This is a genomic window from Actinocorallia sp. B10E7, assembly GCF_039871655.1.
Taxonomy (GTDB): Bacteria; Actinomycetota; Actinomycetes; order Streptosporangiales; family Streptosporangiaceae; genus Actinocorallia.
This window is the reverse complement of the sequence record NZ_JBDPLZ010000004.1, coordinates 360,769-377,311: the sequence shown is the minus strand read 5'-3', so window position 1 is coordinate 377,311 and position 16,543 is coordinate 360,769. Positions and strand designations below refer to the sequence as shown.

Annotated in this window: 13 protein-coding genes; 6 read left to right on the top strand and 7 right to left on the bottom strand. The window is 71.7% G+C overall.

The features are described from left to right. Window positions 1–383: 383 nt before the first annotated feature. From ABGB12_RS15620 to ABGB12_RS15600, 5 genes are all read right to left on the bottom strand, one after another. A complete protein-coding gene (locus ABGB12_RS15620) occupies window positions 384–1,496 on the bottom strand; it encodes a hypothetical protein (protein WP_347678404.1) in 1,113 nt (370 codons plus the stop codon). Window positions 1,497–1,976: 480 nt separating this feature from the next. Continuing rightward, complete coding sequence (locus tag ABGB12_RS15615) at window positions 1,977–2,345, bottom strand: helix-turn-helix transcriptional regulator (protein WP_347678402.1); 369 nt, start codon at window positions 2,343–2,345, stop codon at window positions 1,977–1,979. 65 nt (window positions 2,346–2,410) lie between these two features. Next, on the bottom strand, window positions 2,411–2,716 hold the full coding sequence (locus tag ABGB12_RS15610; protein ID WP_347678400.1) for a type II toxin-antitoxin system RelE/ParE family toxin: 306 nt from the start codon (window positions 2,714–2,716) through the stop codon (window positions 2,411–2,413). A gap of 147 nt (window positions 2,717–2,863) precedes the next feature. Continuing rightward, window positions 2,864–4,063 carry a CoA transferase gene (locus ABGB12_RS15605; protein WP_347678398.1) on the bottom strand — a complete coding sequence of 400 codons (1,200 nt, stop codon included), beginning with the start codon at window positions 4,061–4,063 and terminating at the stop codon, window positions 2,864–2,866. After that, entirely contained in the window at window positions 4,060–4,701 is a 642-nt protein-coding gene (locus tag ABGB12_RS15600; protein ID WP_347678396.1) for a GntR family transcriptional regulator, read from the bottom strand. Before ABGB12_RS15600 ends, ABGB12_RS15605 begins: the two co-directional genes overlap by 4 nt. Window positions 4,702–4,797: 96 nt before the next feature. On the opposite strand from ABGB12_RS15600, the gene ABGB12_RS15595 reads away from it, so the two are divergent. From ABGB12_RS15595 to ABGB12_RS15585, 3 genes are all read left to right on the top strand, one after another. Further along, entirely contained in the window at window positions 4,798–5,676 is an 879-nt protein-coding gene (locus tag ABGB12_RS15595; protein ID WP_347678394.1) for a hydroxymethylglutaryl-CoA lyase, read from the top strand. A gap of 169 nt (window positions 5,677–5,845) precedes the next feature. Beyond that, on the top strand, window positions 5,846–7,339 hold the full coding sequence (locus ABGB12_RS15590) for a hypothetical protein (protein WP_347678392.1): 1,494 nt from the start codon (window positions 5,846–5,848) through the stop codon (window positions 7,337–7,339). Continuing rightward, window positions 7,327–8,361, top strand: a complete 1,035-nt coding sequence (locus ABGB12_RS15585) for an acyltransferase family protein (RefSeq protein WP_347678390.1) — start codon at window positions 7,327–7,329, stop codon at window positions 8,359–8,361. Before ABGB12_RS15590 ends, ABGB12_RS15585 begins: the two co-directional genes overlap by 13 nt. 43 nt (window positions 8,362–8,404) lie before the next feature. On the opposite strand, the gene ABGB12_RS15580 is transcribed toward ABGB12_RS15585, so the two are convergent. Both ABGB12_RS15580 and ABGB12_RS15575 read right to left on the bottom strand, forming a co-directional pair. Continuing rightward, the gene (locus ABGB12_RS15580) at window positions 8,405–9,211 is read right to left on the bottom strand and encodes a hypothetical protein (protein WP_347678388.1); all 807 of its coding nucleotides are present in this window, start codon (window positions 9,209–9,211) and stop codon (window positions 8,405–8,407) included. Between the two features lie 2 nt (window positions 9,212–9,213). Next, window positions 9,214–10,503, bottom strand: coding sequence for a VWA domain-containing protein (locus ABGB12_RS15575; protein ID WP_347678386.1), 1,290 nt, complete (start codon window positions 10,501–10,503; stop codon window positions 9,214–9,216). Between the two features lie 278 nt (window positions 10,504–10,781). Between ABGB12_RS15575 and ABGB12_RS15570 the strand changes: the two genes are divergently transcribed. The 3 genes from ABGB12_RS15570 to ABGB12_RS15560 all read left to right on the top strand — a co-directional run bounded on the left by ABGB12_RS15570 (window position 10,782) and on the right by ABGB12_RS15560 (window position 16,521). Beyond that, on the top strand, window positions 10,782–12,431 hold the full coding sequence (locus ABGB12_RS15570; RefSeq protein WP_347678384.1) for a protein kinase: 1,650 nt from the start codon (window positions 10,782–10,784) through the stop codon (window positions 12,429–12,431). 105 nt (window positions 12,432–12,536) lie between these two features. Then, window positions 12,537–15,074, top strand: a complete 2,538-nt coding sequence (locus ABGB12_RS15565; RefSeq protein ID WP_347678382.1) for an AAA family ATPase — start codon at window positions 12,537–12,539, stop codon at window positions 15,072–15,074. A gap of 223 nt (window positions 15,075–15,297) precedes the next feature. Further along, complete coding sequence (locus tag ABGB12_RS15560; RefSeq protein ID WP_347678380.1) at window positions 15,298–16,521, top strand: hypothetical protein; 1,224 nt, start codon at window positions 15,298–15,300, stop codon at window positions 16,519–16,521. The last annotated feature ends 22 nt before the right edge of the window (window positions 16,522–16,543 follow it).

The window sequence follows — 16,543 nt, the reverse complement described above, 5'->3', positions numbered from 1 at the left end:
GCCGGAAGTGGAGGGTTTCGTGATCGTCGTCATGGGTCTGCCGGCGGACGCGCAGACGCCGGAACCAGTGAGGCGGCCCGATTGAGGCGCCTCGGAGGTTCCGGACAGCCGGTTCGCGGTCAGGGACGCTTGTCGATCACGACCTGGCGAAGGCTGCGTGCGCACCATCCCGATGCGGTCCATGGGTGAATGCCGTAACCCGGAGAGGAAGCCGAACACCTATGCGCCCGACCTGAAGCGATGGGTTCACCGATATGAACCCCTATGCCCATGGTGCGCGCACCATCGTGTGATCCGAATGTCGGACACCACCGGTGTCCTCGCCGTGAGGAGAGGTTCGACCGGACTCAGGGGCGGCGATCCGCTGCCGTATGGGCCGGGGTTCAGGAGAGTTCGAAGATCGCGGCGTCCTCGTCTCTTCCTGGAGGTTCGACGCTGCCGACGCCGAGGAGGCGCTGGGTGCCGGGGAGGCGGACGACCTCAAAAACGCCTTTGGTCTCGTCGACGTGGCCGAGGAGGCGTTCGCTCCAGCGGCCGGTGGCGGTGCGGTGGGTGAGGACCAGGCCGTATGCCGGGTCGCCGTCCTGGTCTGACATGTTCTCCGAGGCCAGGAGCCAGAGGCCTCCTCTGCCGTCGGGGACGGGAGTGTGGCTGATCGTGGAGGCGGGGCCGGTCTTCTCCTTTCGCCATCTGCCGTTGCTGTGGCGGAGGAGGAAAGATTCGATCTTCGAGTCGTCGTCGTTGCGGTTCGCGATGCGGTAGGCGACCATCCAAACGTCCTTGCCCGCGAAGGCCGGTTCTCCGAAGAGGGTCATGGACCCCTCGGTGTGCTTCGGCAGGAGGGCGTCCGGGTTCGAGATCTTCCAGCGGCGGCCGTCGAAGCGCATGACTTTGGCCTTGCCGTATCCGTCGGGGCCTGAGGCCCAGGTCGTCTTCCCTCGGGCCGCGGCGTTCAAGACGGGGACCGGAGTCTTGACCTTGTGCCATCGCCGTCCGTTGAAGCGCAGCGCGCGGGGCTGTGAGAAGTCGAACACCCAGACTCCGCGCCCGCTGGTGGCGGCGATGGTCAGGGGGAAGGCCGATTTCCAGCGTTTGGCGAGCTTCCATCGTTCGCCGTTCCAGTGCAGCAGGTAGGCACTGCCTTTCCCGTCGAACGAGCCGCCTCCCACGGCCCAGATGTTGCTTGCGGAGGAGGCGTCAGCGGCCTGTATCCCGCCGTTCAATCCGCTCGGGAGCCGGGCTCTCTTCCAGGTGGAGCCGCTCTTGCGGTAGACGAGGGGCTTCTCCTTGCCCGCTGAACGGGTCGAGCCGAACGCCCAGATGTTCTTCTCGTCCGGGGCGACGATGGCGTTGAAGCCGTTGTCGCCCTTGAGCGGGCTGGTCCAGACGGGAGTCAGCGGGTCTCTTTCCGCGGCGGTGGAAGCACCGGCCGGAACCATCAGGACGGCCGAGGCGAACACCGCGGCCAAGAGGCGTCCGGCACTGGTTTCCAACATGCCAGGCACTGTCCCACAAAGATCGCTTAGTGACACAAACTTCAGTCTGGTGGGCCTGCTTTTCGAGCATTACGGGGGTTCAGCTGCGGTTGCCGGAGGCAGGGTCGACTTCCAGGCCGAGGGGCATGAGCGGTTGATGGTCGCGATGGCCGCCCAGGTGAGGACACAGGGCCGGTATCAGGGTGGTCGTCCGCCGTATGGGTACCGTCTGGCCGGTGCGGGGCCGCATCCGAACCGGGTGCGTGCGGCGTGGGTGCGGCACGGATCATCGTCGACCGACGGGCCGGTTGGACCACGCGACGAAGCGATTGAAGGAGGGCCTACACGGGAACCGGGTTCTTCTCCGGTTCCCGTCCCAGCCAGGTCGTCAGCCGATGGCGCGGACCTTCCGGAGCAGACTCTCGGCACCGGGACCGGTGAGCTCCAGGGCCGAGAGCTCCGGATTCTTGGAGTCGCGGATCAGAAGCCGCCCTGGCCGGTTCATGCTGCTGAGGTGCGGCCGTCAGTGGACGGTTTGCCGGATCGGGGTCCTTGGTGGGGCGTGAAGACGAAGGCTGAGCTGTCGTCGTCGAGTTGGATGGTCAGGGAGGCGTCCAGGGCTTTGGCGAGGCGGGTGAGCAGGGGAAGGGTGGGAGTGGAGTCGCCGCCTTCGATGGTGGAGATCTGGGGTTGGGTCATGCCGGCGCGGCGGGCGAGTTCGGTCTGGGAGAGGCCGAGGGCGGTGCGGCGGTCATAGACGGCTTGCCCGAGTGCCAGGGCGTATCCGGCCTCCACGTAGGCGGGGGACTCCTCGACCGTCTCCCCCAGAAGCTTCTTGGTCCGTCGGGTCTTCCACTGGGAGTGGTTCACGGCGTGTCCTCCTTCGTCCTGTCGTAGGTGTGTTCTGCGGGGCCGTGCTCGGTTTCACAGACCTTCTATGCTTGTCGTGCCCGCTCGATCTCTGCTTCCTCACGTTGCCGGGTCTTGCGGAACGCCTTGAGAAGGATGATCCGCTGTTCTGGCGCGAGCCAGTAGGTGATGCGGACGGCGTTGCCGTCCAGGATGAAGCGCAACTCGCGGATCTTGCCGCCGAGGTGACGTGAGTACGGTTCGCCGAGAGTGGTCGGCTGGGCGGCGAGCATGTCGACGGCCCGCTCGGCCTTGTCGTAGTGCCGGTCGGTGAGGAGTTCCAGCCAGTGCCGGACCTCTGGCTCGATCTCGATCTGCCACAGTGCGCCCACGCACCGACTATACAAAAATCGATATAGGCGAGTGGGTAAGGACCGGAAAACGTGGTCCAGGAGTGTGCCCCTATCCTCCGGTGAATCCCCCCGTCCCGTACGGCCGCGCTGTCAGGCGGCCGCCGTACGGGCGGGTGTGCCGGGTGGTCAGACGACGCCGTCGGCCTGCAGCTTCTCCAGTTCCGCTTCGGTGAGGCCGAGGAGGCCGCCGTAGATCTCGGTGTTGTTCGCGCCGAGTTCGGGGCCGACGGAGCGGACCCGGCCGGGGGTGCCGGAGAGCTTGGGGAAGACGTTCTGCATCGGGAACTCGCCGAACTCGGGGTGGGCGAGCCTGATGATGGCCTCGCGGGCCTTGAAGTGGGGGTCGGCGAGCATGTCCTTGGCCCGGTATGTCAAGCCGGCGGGGATGCCGTTGGCGTGCATCTTCTCCAGGACCTCGTCGCTGGTGAGCGAAGCGGTCCAGACGCCGATCAGCTCGTCCAGCTCCTCGGCGTTGGCGCCGCGCGCGCCGTGGGTGGCGTAGCGCTCGTCGTCGGCCAGCTCGGGCCGTCCCATGACCTCGGCCAGGCGGCGGAAGACGGTGTCCTGGTTCGCGGCGATCAGGACGGGGCCGTCCTTGGTGGGGTACACGTTCGACGGGGCGACGTTCGGGAGGACGGAGCCGGTGCGCTCGCGCTGGTAGCCGGCCAGCTCCCACTCGGGGACGAGCGACTCCATCAGGGCGAACACCGCCTCGTACAGGGCGGAGTCGACGATCTGGCCCTTGCCGGTGCGCTGCCGGGCGTGCAGGGCGACCAGGGTGCCCAGCGCCGCGAACGTGCCGGCGAGCTCGTCGCCCAGGGAGATCCCGGCGCGGGCCGGGGCGCTGCCGGGGTCGCCGGTGACGTAGCGGATGCCGCCCATGGCCTCGCCGATCGAGCCGAAGCCCGCGCGCGGGGAGTACGGGCCGTTCTGGCCGTACCCGGTGACCCGCGTGATGATCAGGCCGGGGTTCAGCTCCCACAGGGCCTCGGGCGACAGGCCCCAGCGCTCCAGGGTGCCGGGCCGGAAGTTCTCCACCAGCACGTCGGCCTGGGCGATGATCCGGCGGGCGAGGTCCTGGCCTTCGGGCTCGCGCAGGTTCAGCGTCACCGACTTCTTGTTGCGCGCCAGGATCGGCCACCACAGCGACTGGCCGTGGGGCTTCTCGCGGCCCCACTGGCGCATCGGGTCGCCCGTCACCGGCGGCTCGATCTTGATGACCTCGGCGCCGAAGTCGCCGAGGAGCTGGCCGCAGAACGGGCCGGCGAGGAGCTGGCCCATCTCGACGACGCGCAGGTCGTCCAGGGCGCGGGGGGTGTCGGTCACTGGTCCTCCTTGAGGGTGGCGGCGGCGGCGCGCACGTGGGAGCGCATGACGGAGGCCGCCCATTCGGGGTCGCGGGCGGCGATGGCGTCGACGACCTCGCGGTGGTGGCCCATGCTGCGGGCCATCGTGGCGGGTTCGTAGCGGTGGAAGGTGCCGAGGATGAGGGGGGCGTGCATGACGGACGCCAGCATGCCGGGGAGTCTGCTGTTGCCGGAGGCGTCGATGACGACGGCGTGGAAGCGGGAGTTCAGCCGAGCGACCTCGGCCATGTCCTTGCGGGCCGCCGCCTCCTCCATGTCCGCACACAGGCCGCGCAGTTCGGCGAGGGCCGACGCGTCCAGGCCGACGCGGGCGGCGCGGGCCGCGGCGTAGGGCTCCAGGAGCGAACGCAGCTCGAAGATCTCCGTCAGGTCGGCGGGCGTCCACGCCACCACGCGGGCCCCGCGGTGCGGCAGCACCTCGACGAGCCCGTCGGCGCCGAGCCGCTGCAGCGCCTCCCGGACGGGTGTGCGGGAGAGGCCGAGCGTCTCGGCGAGCTCGCTCTCCCCCAGCCGGTCGCCGGGCGAGACCTCCCCGGAGAGGATCATCTGGCGCACCGCCTCGTAGGCGGTGTCGGCGGCACGCCGCCCAGCGGACATCGGCTTCCCCCTCGGCTATATTGCATGCAAGATAGCCGACAGATCAGGCGAATACCAAGCAAGAGTGCAGAGGTGGGAGTCAAGTTGCATACAACAGTGCTGGAAGTCGGTCCGCGTGACGGCCTCCAGAACGAAGCCCGCGCTCTCTCTCCCGATGACCGGATCGCGTTCATCACCCGCTGCGTGGACGCCGGGCTCCGCCGCATCGAGGCCGTCTCGTTCGTCAACCCCAAGCGCGTCCCGCAGATGGCGGGCGCCGAGGAGGTCATGGCGGGCGTGCCCCGGCGGGAGGGCGTCTCCTACAGCGGTCTCGTCCTCAACCGCCGCGGCCTGGACCGCGCCCTCGAGGCCGGGGTGGACGAGGTGAACGTCGTCGTGGTCGCCTCCGACACCTTCTGCTCCCGCAACCAGGGCTGCACGACGGACGAGGCCCTCGACGCCTGGGACGACATCGCCAAGGCCGCCGCCGACGCCGGGGTCCCCGCCGCCATGACGATCGCCGCCGCCTTCGGCTGCCCCTTCGAGGGCGAGACCCCGCCCGAACGCGTCGCGGAGATCGCCCGCCGCGCCGAGGCCGCAGGCGCGTTCGAGGTGGCCCTCGCTGACACCATCGGCGTCGGCGTCCCCGCCCAGGTCCGCGACCTGACCCGCCGCGTCCGCGACGCCGCCCCCTCCACGACGCTGCGCTTCCACTTCCACAACACCCGCAACACCGGCTACGCCAACGCCCTCACCGCCGTCGACGAGGGCGTCACCGTCCTGGACGCCAGCGCCGGCGGGTTCGGCGGCTGTCCCTTCGCCCCCGCCGCCACCGGCAACATCGCCACCGAGGACCTCCTGTACGCCCTGCACCGCAGCGGCGTCGAGACGGGCGTCGACATGGCGGCCGTCGCCGCCACGGGAACCTGGCTCGGCGGCCTCCTCGGCACCCCCGCCCCCGCCCTGCTGGGCCGCGCCGGGGGCTTCCCCGCCTGACGCCTCGCGGGACCGGGCGGCCGCCCGGTCCCTCCGGCGATACGAAGCCGATATGAAGTTGAAAGTTACATGATCCCTTCGGGACCGCCCCGCCCGTCTAAGCTGGTGCCCGGCCTCCACGGGTCAGCGAACCCGCCCGCTCGGCCCCCCTCACCGCGGAACGGAACCCTTGACTCGTCGGTTTGCGCTGCTCCTTCCGTACGCGCTGGTGCCATGGGCCGTCGTCATGGCGCTCTCCGCGCCCTGGGGCGGGGACATGCGCCTGCACGTCGCGACCCTGTTCGCGCTCCGGCGAGACCCCTGGAGCCCCGTCGACCCGCTGATGGGCGTCTCGGAAGGCAGCCCCTACTTCTCCCCCTACGCCTACGTCCTGACCTTCGCCGGCTGGATCGGCGACCTGGAACCGCTCACCGTGCTCAGGGCGGCGGGCGTCCTCAACATCGCCTTCTGGCTCTGGGCCCTGCGCCGGTTCTGCCGCAGGCTCGGCGAAGGCCGGGCGGTCTTCGCTTCGGCGGTGCTCTTCTGCCTGCTGCTGTGGGGGCTGAAGCCGCAGGCCTGGAGCGGTTTCGTCGGCCTGTACTCGCTGTCCTGGACCATGGCCTACCCGAGCCTGTTCGCCACCGCGCTCATGCTCCTGGCCTGGGACCTGTTCCTCGACCTCAGGGACGAGCGCCCAGGTTGGAGCGTTCCCGCCGCACTGGCCCTGCTCCTTGCGCTACTCGTCCTGATCCACCCGTTCACGGCCGTCAACACCGTCCTCGGTCTCGCCGCCTTCGCCCTGGCCGCGCCGCGCGCGGTGCTGCGGCGGTGGCGGCTGGCGCCCGCCGCCGCGGGGGCCGTGGCGCTGGCGCTGCTGTGGCCGTTCACGAACGTGACGTCCCTGCTCGGCGCGCCCTCCGGCATGGCGGAGATCCACTGGACCCTCGTCGACGACCTCTGGGCGGACCTGGGGTTCGCGCACTACGGGCTCGCGCTGGTGGGGCTCCCCGCGCTGGTCGCGCGCCGCGCCCGGCCGCTCGGCCGCGAGATGCTCCTCCTCTTCGGGCTGGCGGCCGCCGTGCTCTGCGTCGCGTCCGCCTTCGGCTCGTGGGGCTTCGCCCGCGTCATCCCGGTGGCCGTGCTCCCGCTGCACCTCTCGGCCGCCGCCTGGCTCACCGAGGCCGGGAGGCACCGCAGGATCATGTACCCGGTCACGGCCACCGCCTGCGCGGTCGGCCTCGTCGGCAACCAGGGCGGGCTCACCCGGCCGCTGTGGGCGCCGGTGCGGGCCGCGACCCTGGCCGAATGGCAGTCCCGCGACCCTGCCACCGGCTACCAGGACCTCGTCTCGCGGATCCGGCCGGGCCAGGTGGTGGCCGCCGAGACCGAGTGGGCGGGACGCGTCGTCAACGAGAGGGGCGCCTACTCCCTCGTCCCCGGTTGGCCCTACCCCTTCGCCGAGACCGGAGCCGACGGCACCGGGGCCGAGGCCGCCCGCCGCGCGGACAGCGATGTCCTGTTCGGCTCCGGGACGGCACCCGCGCGGAGAGCCGAGGTCACCGGCCGGTACGGCGTCGCGTGCGTCCTCGCCGACCTCTCCTCACCAGTGCTGGCGCCCGGCGCTCTGCCCGGTTTCCGGACCGTCTCGACCGCGGGGAGCGTGGGGTTGTCGTGCAGAGGGTGAGCAGCCGCGAGGCGTACTTCGACAACGCCAAGTTCATGATCGGCGCCTTGGTCGTCGCGGGTCACGCCTTCGACCCGATCGTGCTCCCGCACGGATTCGAGGTCGCCGAGATCGTCGGCACCGCGTTCCGGATGCCCGTCTTCGCCTTCCTGGTCGGCTACTTCAGCCAGGGCTTCCTGCGCTCGCCCGGCCGGGCCCGGCGGCTGGTGGCCAAGGTCGCCATCGCCTACCTGCTTTTCGACCTGCTGTACCGGCTCCTGGAATGGCGGCTCACCGGCGGGGCGTTCACCTTCAACCCTTTGGACCCCTACGACCACCTGTGGTTCCTCGTCGCGATGCTGGTCTGGCGCGGCACCGCCCCGCTGTGGCCGCAGCTCAGGCACCCGTTCGCCGTGTCGGTGTTCGTGTCGCTGACCTCGGGCCTGGTGGAGTTGGAGGCGTTCACCCGGATCCTGTCGATGCTCCCGTTCTTCGTCCTGGGCCTGACGCTCGAACGGCGGCACCTCGCCGCGCTGCGGGAGCGGCCCGCCCACCGGATCGCGGGCGTCGCGGTGCTCGCCGCCGCTTACTCGGCGTTCTTCTTCCTCGTCCCCCGCTACATCTCCGGCAAGGGGGTGCTGAACAACGCCTGGGTCGCCTCCTACGCCGAGTCCGGGTTGGCGGCCCCGGTCGGCATGGGGGTGCGGCTGTTCTTCATGGTCACCGCCCTGGTCCTCGGCGCCGCCGTGCTCGCGCTGATCCCCGAACGCGCGGGCCGGATCTCCGCGCTCGGCAGCCGGTCGCTGTACATGTACGTCCTGCACTACGCCTTCATCCAGCTCGGCAAGCACTTCGGGTGGTTCGAGCCGCTGCCGGAGGGGTGGCTCGGCGCCTCCATCGTGGTCGTCCTCTCGTTCGTGCTCGGCGCCCTCCTGTGCAGCCGACCGACGTACCTGCTCTTCCGGCGGCTCATGGAGCCGCCCACCGACTGGCTGTTCGCCCCCCGGCGGCCGTCCGGCGATCGTCCGGCATCGTCCGCTTGACGCCGCGGGCGGCCCCTTCCGTCGGGGCCGCCCGTCCTTCTTCTCAGTGGGGGGTGGGAAGCCGGCGGCGCGGGTGGCGGGTCAGGTGGTAGCCGACGACGCCCAGGAGGGCGGCGAGGACGCCGCCGGCCGCGGTCCATGCCCAGCGGGTGGAGAATCGGGAGAACCAGCTCCTGGCCTGCGCGGCCGGTTTGGGAGCGGAGACGACGTCCACCGCGGACGATGAGGGGTCGGTGTCCGGGGCGAGAGTGGCGCCGGGGTTGACGGGCGGGGACAGGGGCGCCTTCAGGGCCGCGCCGTCGGGTTGGGCGGTGCCGTCGCGGAGGGCGAGGTCCAGGGACGTCTGGATCGGCAGGCCCAAATCCTGTTCCGGTAGTGCGGTCGCGGCCAGGCGGATGTAGTAGGTGCCCGGCAGCGGGTCGGACGACCAGGGCTCGGCCCAGGAGCGGATCCGCCGCAGCACGCAGCCGAGCGAGATCGCGGCGCTGCCGGGTTCTGCGGTGGCCGTCTGCGCGCCCGCCGTGCAGGACTGGCGGCGGCGCAGGCCGTCGAAGACGTCCACGGTCCAGGTGGCGGCACCGTGCCGACTCGCGGCGTCCGGCAGGGTGACGTTCACGGTGATCCGGCCGGTCTGCCCGGCAGCGGCGGCGAACGACCAGTACAGGTAGTCGCCGGTCGAGGCCGGGACCCGCACCGGCTGCCCGGCCCGCACCGTGGTCGCGGTGAGGAACGACGTGCCGGCGGTGTCGACCGTGGGGAGGGGCGTCGGCGTGGCGTCGTCCGCGGCGGCCGGTCCGGCGACCGCCGCCAGGACGGCGCCGGTCAGGCCCAGAAGCGTCTTGGAGCGCATCGTCAGTTCTCCTTCCAGACGGCGATCCGCCAGCGGGCGAGCCAGCCGGCCACCAGACCCGTGAGCAGGCCGGTCACGGCGAGCATGAGCAGCAGCTGCCAGCCTCGCCCCAGGTCGGGGCCGCTCGGCGCGGGTGAGGAGGGCGCCAGGCCGACGGTCAGTTCCAGGGGCATGCCGGGCTCCTTCCGTACGGCTCCGGGTGCGGAGAAGGAATTGCTGACCTCCAGGCAGACGGTGCTCGGCGCGGGCGCGTCCTCGTCGTCCGAGCCGGGGGCTCGCTGGTCGGACCAGCGCAGCCCGGCGGACTGCACGTCGGTGCGCCCGCTGCCCGCGTCGGTGCCTCGGACCAGCTCCCGGCCCTGCTGGGATGTGGCGCGCAGCAGCACTCCGTAGTCGGGGTTCAGCTTCCGGTCCAGCGAGATGCTCACCGAGGCGCGCAGCTCCTGCCCGGCGGGCACCTGGACCCGGTACCAGCGGTGGTCGGAGAACACCTGGCGGTCGGTGTAGACGCCGGAGGCCAGGATCGGGGCGGTGGCGCACCTCGCGTCACCGGCCACCTGGCGCGGGGTCGCCTGGTAGGTGGTGGCGGCCCGCCGCATCAGCTGCCCGAGCCGCGCGGTGAGCTGATCCTGGCTCTGGACGGCGGTGTAGGTGCCGCCGGTGGCCTCGGCGATGCAGGTCAGCTGCTGCCTCACCTTGGCGTTCAGGGTGAGCCCGAGGGTGTCGACCACCAGGTGGGTGCCCTGCGCGGCCAGTTCCCTCGCGACCTCGCACGGGCCGGGGAAGCCGCACTCGTCCTGGCCGTCGCTGATGAGGACGATCCGCCGGGTGGTCTCACCGGTGCCCAGGTCCTTGGCGGCGGCGCGGAGCGCGAGCCCGATCGGAGTCCACCCGGTGGGCTGCAGCGTGGCGATCGCCGTCTTGACCGCGGTCTTGTCGACCGGACCGACCGGGACGAGCTGCCTGGTGTCCTTGCATCCGACGGCCTTGCTCGCACCGGGGAAGCGGTGCTGGGAGCCGAACAGCCGGATGCCCACGTGGGCCTCGGCGGGTATCGCGTCCAGCACGTCGTTGAACGCCTGCTTGGCGACCGACATCCGGGTGCGTCCGTCGAGGTCGGCGATGCGCATCGATCCGCTGACGTCCAGCAGCAGCTCCACCCTGGGAGGCTCCTGGACGGGAAGCTCGTCGGCGGAGGCGGGTCTCGCGCCGAAGAGAGCCAATGCGCTGAATAGGGCCAGGGCAACCGACATACGCGAGAAGACGGCTGCGGACCATCGTCCGTTGATCACCCGAGGGATGATAATGACGGCGAATAGCGAAGATCGCCTTCCAGCCCGCAGACCTGGAAATATGCCTGGTTTCGTTATGGAACCCCGCTCCCCAGACACCGAGCGCGTATCGCCGCCCCCTCTGCCGAGCACCCGTCCGCCGACGTCCGCGACGGAAAGCGCGTCTCAGCGCCGCGGATGCGCGGAGGATGCGCGGTCTTTCCGCAGAACGCCCAGAAGACGGCACACGGGTGATCGGATACGGAGAAGCAGCGAACCGACCGGGAGGTGGGCTGGACATGGAAGACCTGCGCAGCGGCGATCCGCGCCGGGTGGGCTCCTACGAACTGCTCGGCAGGCTCGGCGCCGGAGGCATGGGGCAGGTGTTCCTCGGCCGCTCGCCCGGGGGGCGAGCCGTGGCGGTGAAGGTGATCCACCCGTCGCTGACGGCCGACCCCCGCTTCCGCGCCCGGTTCGCCCGCGAGGTGGAGGCGATCCAGCTGGTGGGCGGCTTCCACACCGCCCCCGTCGTCGACGCCGACCCCGGCGCCGACCCGGCCTGGCTGGTCACCGCCTACGTCCCCGGCCCCTCGCTGCGCGAGGCGGTGCCCGCCCACGGCCCGCTGCCGGAGAGAGCGGTGGCCACCCTCGGCGCCGGGCTCGCCGAGGGCCTGAACGCGATCCACGCCTGCGGCCTGGTGCACCGCGACCTCAAGCCGGGCAACGTGATCCTGGCCGCCGACGGCCCCCTCATCATCGACTTCGGCATCGCCCACCTCGCCGACGCCTCCTCACTGACCGCCACGGGCGCGTTCCTGGGCACCCCCTCCTACATGTCCCCGGAGCAGGCCCGCTCCCACGACGAGATCGGCCCGCAGAGCGACGTCTTCTCCCTGGGCTGCGTCCTGTACTTCGCCGCCTGCGGCCGCGGCCCGTTCGACTCCTACGCCCCCGCCCTCTCCGTCCACCGCATCCTGAACGAGGAACCCGATCTCAGCCGCCTCCCGGAGAGCCTGCGCGGCCTGGTCGCCGCCTGCCTCGCCAAGCGCCCCGAAGACCGCCCGACCCCGCAGGACGTCCTCGGCGGCCTCGCCTCCCACCAGCCCTCCACCGCCGACTGGCTCCCCGCCCCTCTCGCCACGATGGTCGCCGAACGCTCAGCCGCCGTGGCCTCCCTCCGCACGACGCCGCCCTCCGCCACCACCCTCGAGCCCCCCTCCGCGCAGACCACGGAGCCCAAGGCCCCGGGAGCTTCGGAGCGCTCGCGGCTGATGCGGCTCCTGCCGGCCGCGGCGGTGCTCCCGCTCGCGGCGGTGGGAGCCGCGGCGTTCTGGTGGCCGACCGCCCCCACCCTGTCCGGGAGCAGGCCCGCGGCGCAGGACACGGCGGCGCCGTCGGCCACCGAAACGGTCGTGCCGAGCGCCCAGCCCGTCTCGGACTCCCCGAGCGGATCCGCCGAGGAGAAGAAACCATCGAAGAGAACGCCCACGGCCTCCCCTCCTTCTGGCGAGCACCCCGGCCCTGAAGCCGACCCCGATCCGCCGGAGAACACCTCCCAGCCGAAGCCGTGGCGCTGCCGCGGGTCCTACGAGTACTTCCCCAAGTCCAACATCGAGGCCAAGCCCTGCGTGCGGCTCGAGAAGGACGGGGTGGGCTACATCGTGTACGCCCGCGCGGCGGGAGAGGCCACCGACGGGGCCGTCTCCTTGTGGACCTGGATCTCCGACACGAAGATCACCAAGTACCGCGGGAGCCTCCACAAATGCCGGTTCTCCTTCGACTCCGCCGACGACAAGACCACTTGTGGCCCCTTCGTCTTCACCCCTCCCAAACCCGGCACCTACCACACCGCCTCGGACAGCAGCACCGCCGACGACGAGCTCCCGGCTGCCTGGGAGCCCCCATGGGTGGGCACGGGCAGCGTCGCGGAGGTGCGGTGGCCCCCCTGACACAGGACTGAGACTTTCCGCACCGCCTCCCCTCCGCCCGGCCCGACGGTTAAAATCCGCTACTGACAGCTGACAGACGGTCATGGCGGAGGCGGAGTGGGCCGGTTGGCACGCCCCGGGCGGCGCGCCGCGCCCGTGCCCGACCCCGGCAGCCCCCTGGGCCGTTTCGCCCAAGGGCTGCGCGACCTGCGCGACCAGGCCGGAGACCCCGGGTACGAAGCCCTCGCCAGGGAGAGCAGGCGCCTGGGCCTCCCCTACTCCGCCACCTCGCTGCGCACCGCCGCCTCGGGCCGTTCCCTCCCGTCCTGGAACGTCACCGAGGCCTTCATCCGCGCCTGCGTGGAGTTCGCCCGCCGCGATCCCCGCCGCGCCCACCCCTCGGCCCTCCGCTGGAACACCGAGGACCTCCTCGCCCTCTGGACGGTCCGCTGGCGCGAGATCTCCTTCCCCGACGGCTCCGATCCTCCCGTTCCCGCCCTGCGGCCGCCCGAACGGAAAATCGGCCTCCCTCCGGAGCCCCCGCGGGATCCGGAGGGTGCGCCTGGCCGGGACGCGCGCGGCGGGCTTCCGACGGCGGTGAGCAGACTCGTGGGGCGGGAGGCGGAACTAGCCGAAGGGGAGCGGCTGCTGGAGGGCTCCCGGTTGGTGACGGTGACCGGGATCGGCGGGGTCGGCAAGACCCGGCTGGTGCTGGAGCTGGCCGAGCGGGTCGCGGGGCGGTTCTCCGACGGGGTGCTGCTGGTGGAGCTGGCCGAACTCGATCCGTCGATGTCGGTGCGGCAGGCCGTGGCCGCGGCGCTGGGCGTGCGGGTGGAGGCCGGGCGGGGGCCGCTGGAGGCCGTCGCCGCGGCGCTGGCGGAGTTCCGGACGCTGTTGGTGCTGGACAACTGCGAGCACCTGCTCGACGCGAGCGCCGAGTTGGCGCGGGCGCTGCTGCGGGCCGTGCCCGGGCTGCGGGTGCTGGCCAGCAGCAGGCAGGCGTTGAACCTCGCAGGGGAGAGGGTGCTGGCGCTCGGGCCGCTGCCCCTGCCGGAGGAGGGCGGGGAGTCGTCCGCCATGGAGCTGTTCTTGGAGCGGGCCTCGGAGGTGGTGCCGGAGTTCCGGCCCGACGCCGCCGCCCGGGAGGCGGTACGCCAGGTGTGCCGGCGGCTGGACGGACTGCCGCTGGCGCTGGAGCTTGCCGCCCGGCGGCTGCGCCTCCTCAGCCCGCAGGAGCTGCTGGAGCGGCTCGACCTGGAACTGCTGGGCGGAGCGGGCGCCGAACGCACCGCCCCCGCCCGGCACCGCGCCCTGCGGGCGGTGCTGGACGGAAGCCACGGCCTGTGCACCCCCGAGGAACGCCTCCTGTGGGAGCGGCTGTCGGTGTGCGCCGGTACGGTGGCGCTGGCCGACGCCGAGGCGCTGGGCGTCGCGGGCGGCCTGTCCCCTGATGCCTGCTTCGAGGCCCTCGCCGGGCTCGTCGACAAGTCGCTGCTCACCCGGGTGGAGTCCGGCGGACGCACCAGGCTGCATCTGCTGGAGACGGTGCGGACGTACGGGCGGGAACGCCTGGCCGCCTCCGGCGGGCAGGACGAGGCGCGGCGAAGGCACCGCGAGCACTATCTCGGGCTGGTGGTCCGGGCCGAGCGGGAGTACGCCTCCCCCCGCCAGCGCGAGTGGCTGCTGCGGCTCCGGGCGGAGCACGCCGACCTGCGACAGGCCCTCACCTCTCTGCCGTCCCGGCCGGAGGCGGTGCGCGAGCCCCATGCCCGGCTCGTCATGGAGGCCGTGCGCGGCCTGTGGATGTACTGGCCGCTCTCCCCGAACATGGGCGAATGCGCCCTGTGGATGCGGGGCCTGACCACGCTCTGGCCTCTCCCGCCGAGCCCCGCGCTGGCCGGGGCCTGGTGCGGGATGGCCTGGTCGGCCGCGATGGTCCTGCTGCTGCACGGGGACAGGAAGGGCAGCGCGCTGCTGCTCGACCAAGTCCAGGAGCACCTGCCCGGGACCGCTGATCCGGAACGGACGGAGCTGGCCGCCGCGGTCGTGCAGCTGCGCGGGCTGGCCGCGCTGTTCGCCGGCGACCTCGCCGAAGCTCAGGCCCTGTCCCTGGAGGCGGCGCGGACTCCAGGACGCCTGCCGGGCCTGCTCACCGCCCAGCAGGCGCTGACCCAGGTCGGCCTGTGCCACTCGGTCCGCGGCGAACTGGAGGAGGCCACCGCGTTCTTCGCCCGCGCGCTGGAGCTGTCGGAATCCTGCGGCGAGATCTGGCACCGCTCCTACCTGCTGTGGACGCTGGGAATCACCCAGATCGAGGACGGCCGGGACGACCTGGCCGCACGAACGCTGCGGCGCGCCTTGGAGCTCAAGGGCGCGCTGGACGACCGGCTCGGCGAGGCCACCGTGAGCGTGACGCTCGCCCGGCTGCTGGTGCGCCGCGGCGACACCGGGACGGCGGCGCTGCTGCTCGGCGCGGTCCAGTCCTCATGGCGGCTCTCGGGCACCGTGCACCTGTGGGGCTTCGAGCTTCTCACCCGCTCCTGGGAGCAGGACGCCGCGGAGCTGCGGCGTGTCCTGGGCGACGACCGCCTCGACGAGGAGTTCCGGCGAGGCGAACGGCTCGGCCCGCGCCGGGTGCTGGAACTCCTGGAGCACACCGGCTGAACCGCTCCGGCGAAGTGGCGATGAGCCATGGTGGTCGCCACAGGGTTTCCCGGAGAAAACGCCCGCCTCAGCCGTTGACCCGCGTCACGGGCGGGGTTACGTTGGCGCCACTCCCCTGTCGCCCGCCGTCGTGTCCGCCCGCAGCGCCCCCAGCGGAAGGACCTCCATGCAACCCCACCCCCCAAGACACCGAGCGCGTATCGCCGTTCTTTTCGCGGTACCGGTGACGGCCGCGGCGCTGGTCGTCGTGCCCGGCGGCGCCGCACCTGCCGCCGCACCCTCCAACGACCACCTGACCATCACCGTGGCGGGCTCTCCGGCCTACCGGCTCGAAGGGGAGCTCTCCTCGGGCGCCATCGCCGTCACCGACACCGTCGCGGACTACCGCACCGACCGGATCCAAGGAGAGGGGACGCTTCCGGGACCGGACGGCGGAACCGCGGAGGTCTCCTTCCAGATCAAGCGGAGTGTGCTCGGGCTGTCGGGGACCTTCACCCTCCGGGACGGGGATGTGGAGGTCTCCGCGAGAGTCGGCGAAGTCGAAGTCCCGAGCGATGGGACAGTGGCGTGGGAAGGGCCCGGCACCGTCGTACGGGACGGGCGGTCCTCACGTCGGACCGTCGCCTTCACCCTCCGGGACCGTCGGCCCGACCCCGGCGACCACGCCGTCCGCATCACCCACGCGGGGCAGGAGCGCAGAGCGATCCTGCGACTTCCCGACGACTACGACGGCGGGCCCCGGCCGGTGTTGTTCCACTTCCCCGGGCTGTACGAAGCCCCCTGGATGGCGGAACTGTTCGGGCGGATGGCCGACTACGCGCAGATCCGCGGATTCATCATGATCACGCCGGAGCATCACGGGCGGGGATGGCAGGGCGTCCCGGCCGGAACGCCCTCACCCGACCTGGACGATCCCGGGTTCGTGGAACGCCTCCAGGACATCCTCGTCGAACGCTTCAACGCCGACCCCCGCCGCCTCTACGCCTCCGGCATGAGCAACGGCGGCTTCTTCACCAGCAAGATGGCCTGCGACAACGGGCGGTTCGCCGCCTACGCCCCGGTCGCGGGCCAGCTCAGCGACCGGGCTTCCTGCGATCCCGGCCGGAACATACCGATCGTCCTCATCCACGGCGACGGGGACTTCATCGTCCCCTACACCACGGCTCCCCCGGCCGCCGAGTTCTGGGCCCGCAACAACGGCTGCGGCACCACGCCGGTCTCCACGGACCTTCCCGACCTCGACCCCGAGGACAACACCACGGTCGTCCGCCACGACCACCCCGGCTGCCCCTCCGACGGGCCGGTCGTCCTCTACCAGATCAAGGGAGGCGGCCATAACTGGCCCGGCGGCACTCCCTTCCTCGGCCCGTTCCTCGGCGGTACGACCCGGGACATCGACGCCAACGAGGTGATCTGGGACTTCGTCTCCCGCCACCGCCTCCCCTGAAGCGCCCGAGCAGGCCATGAGA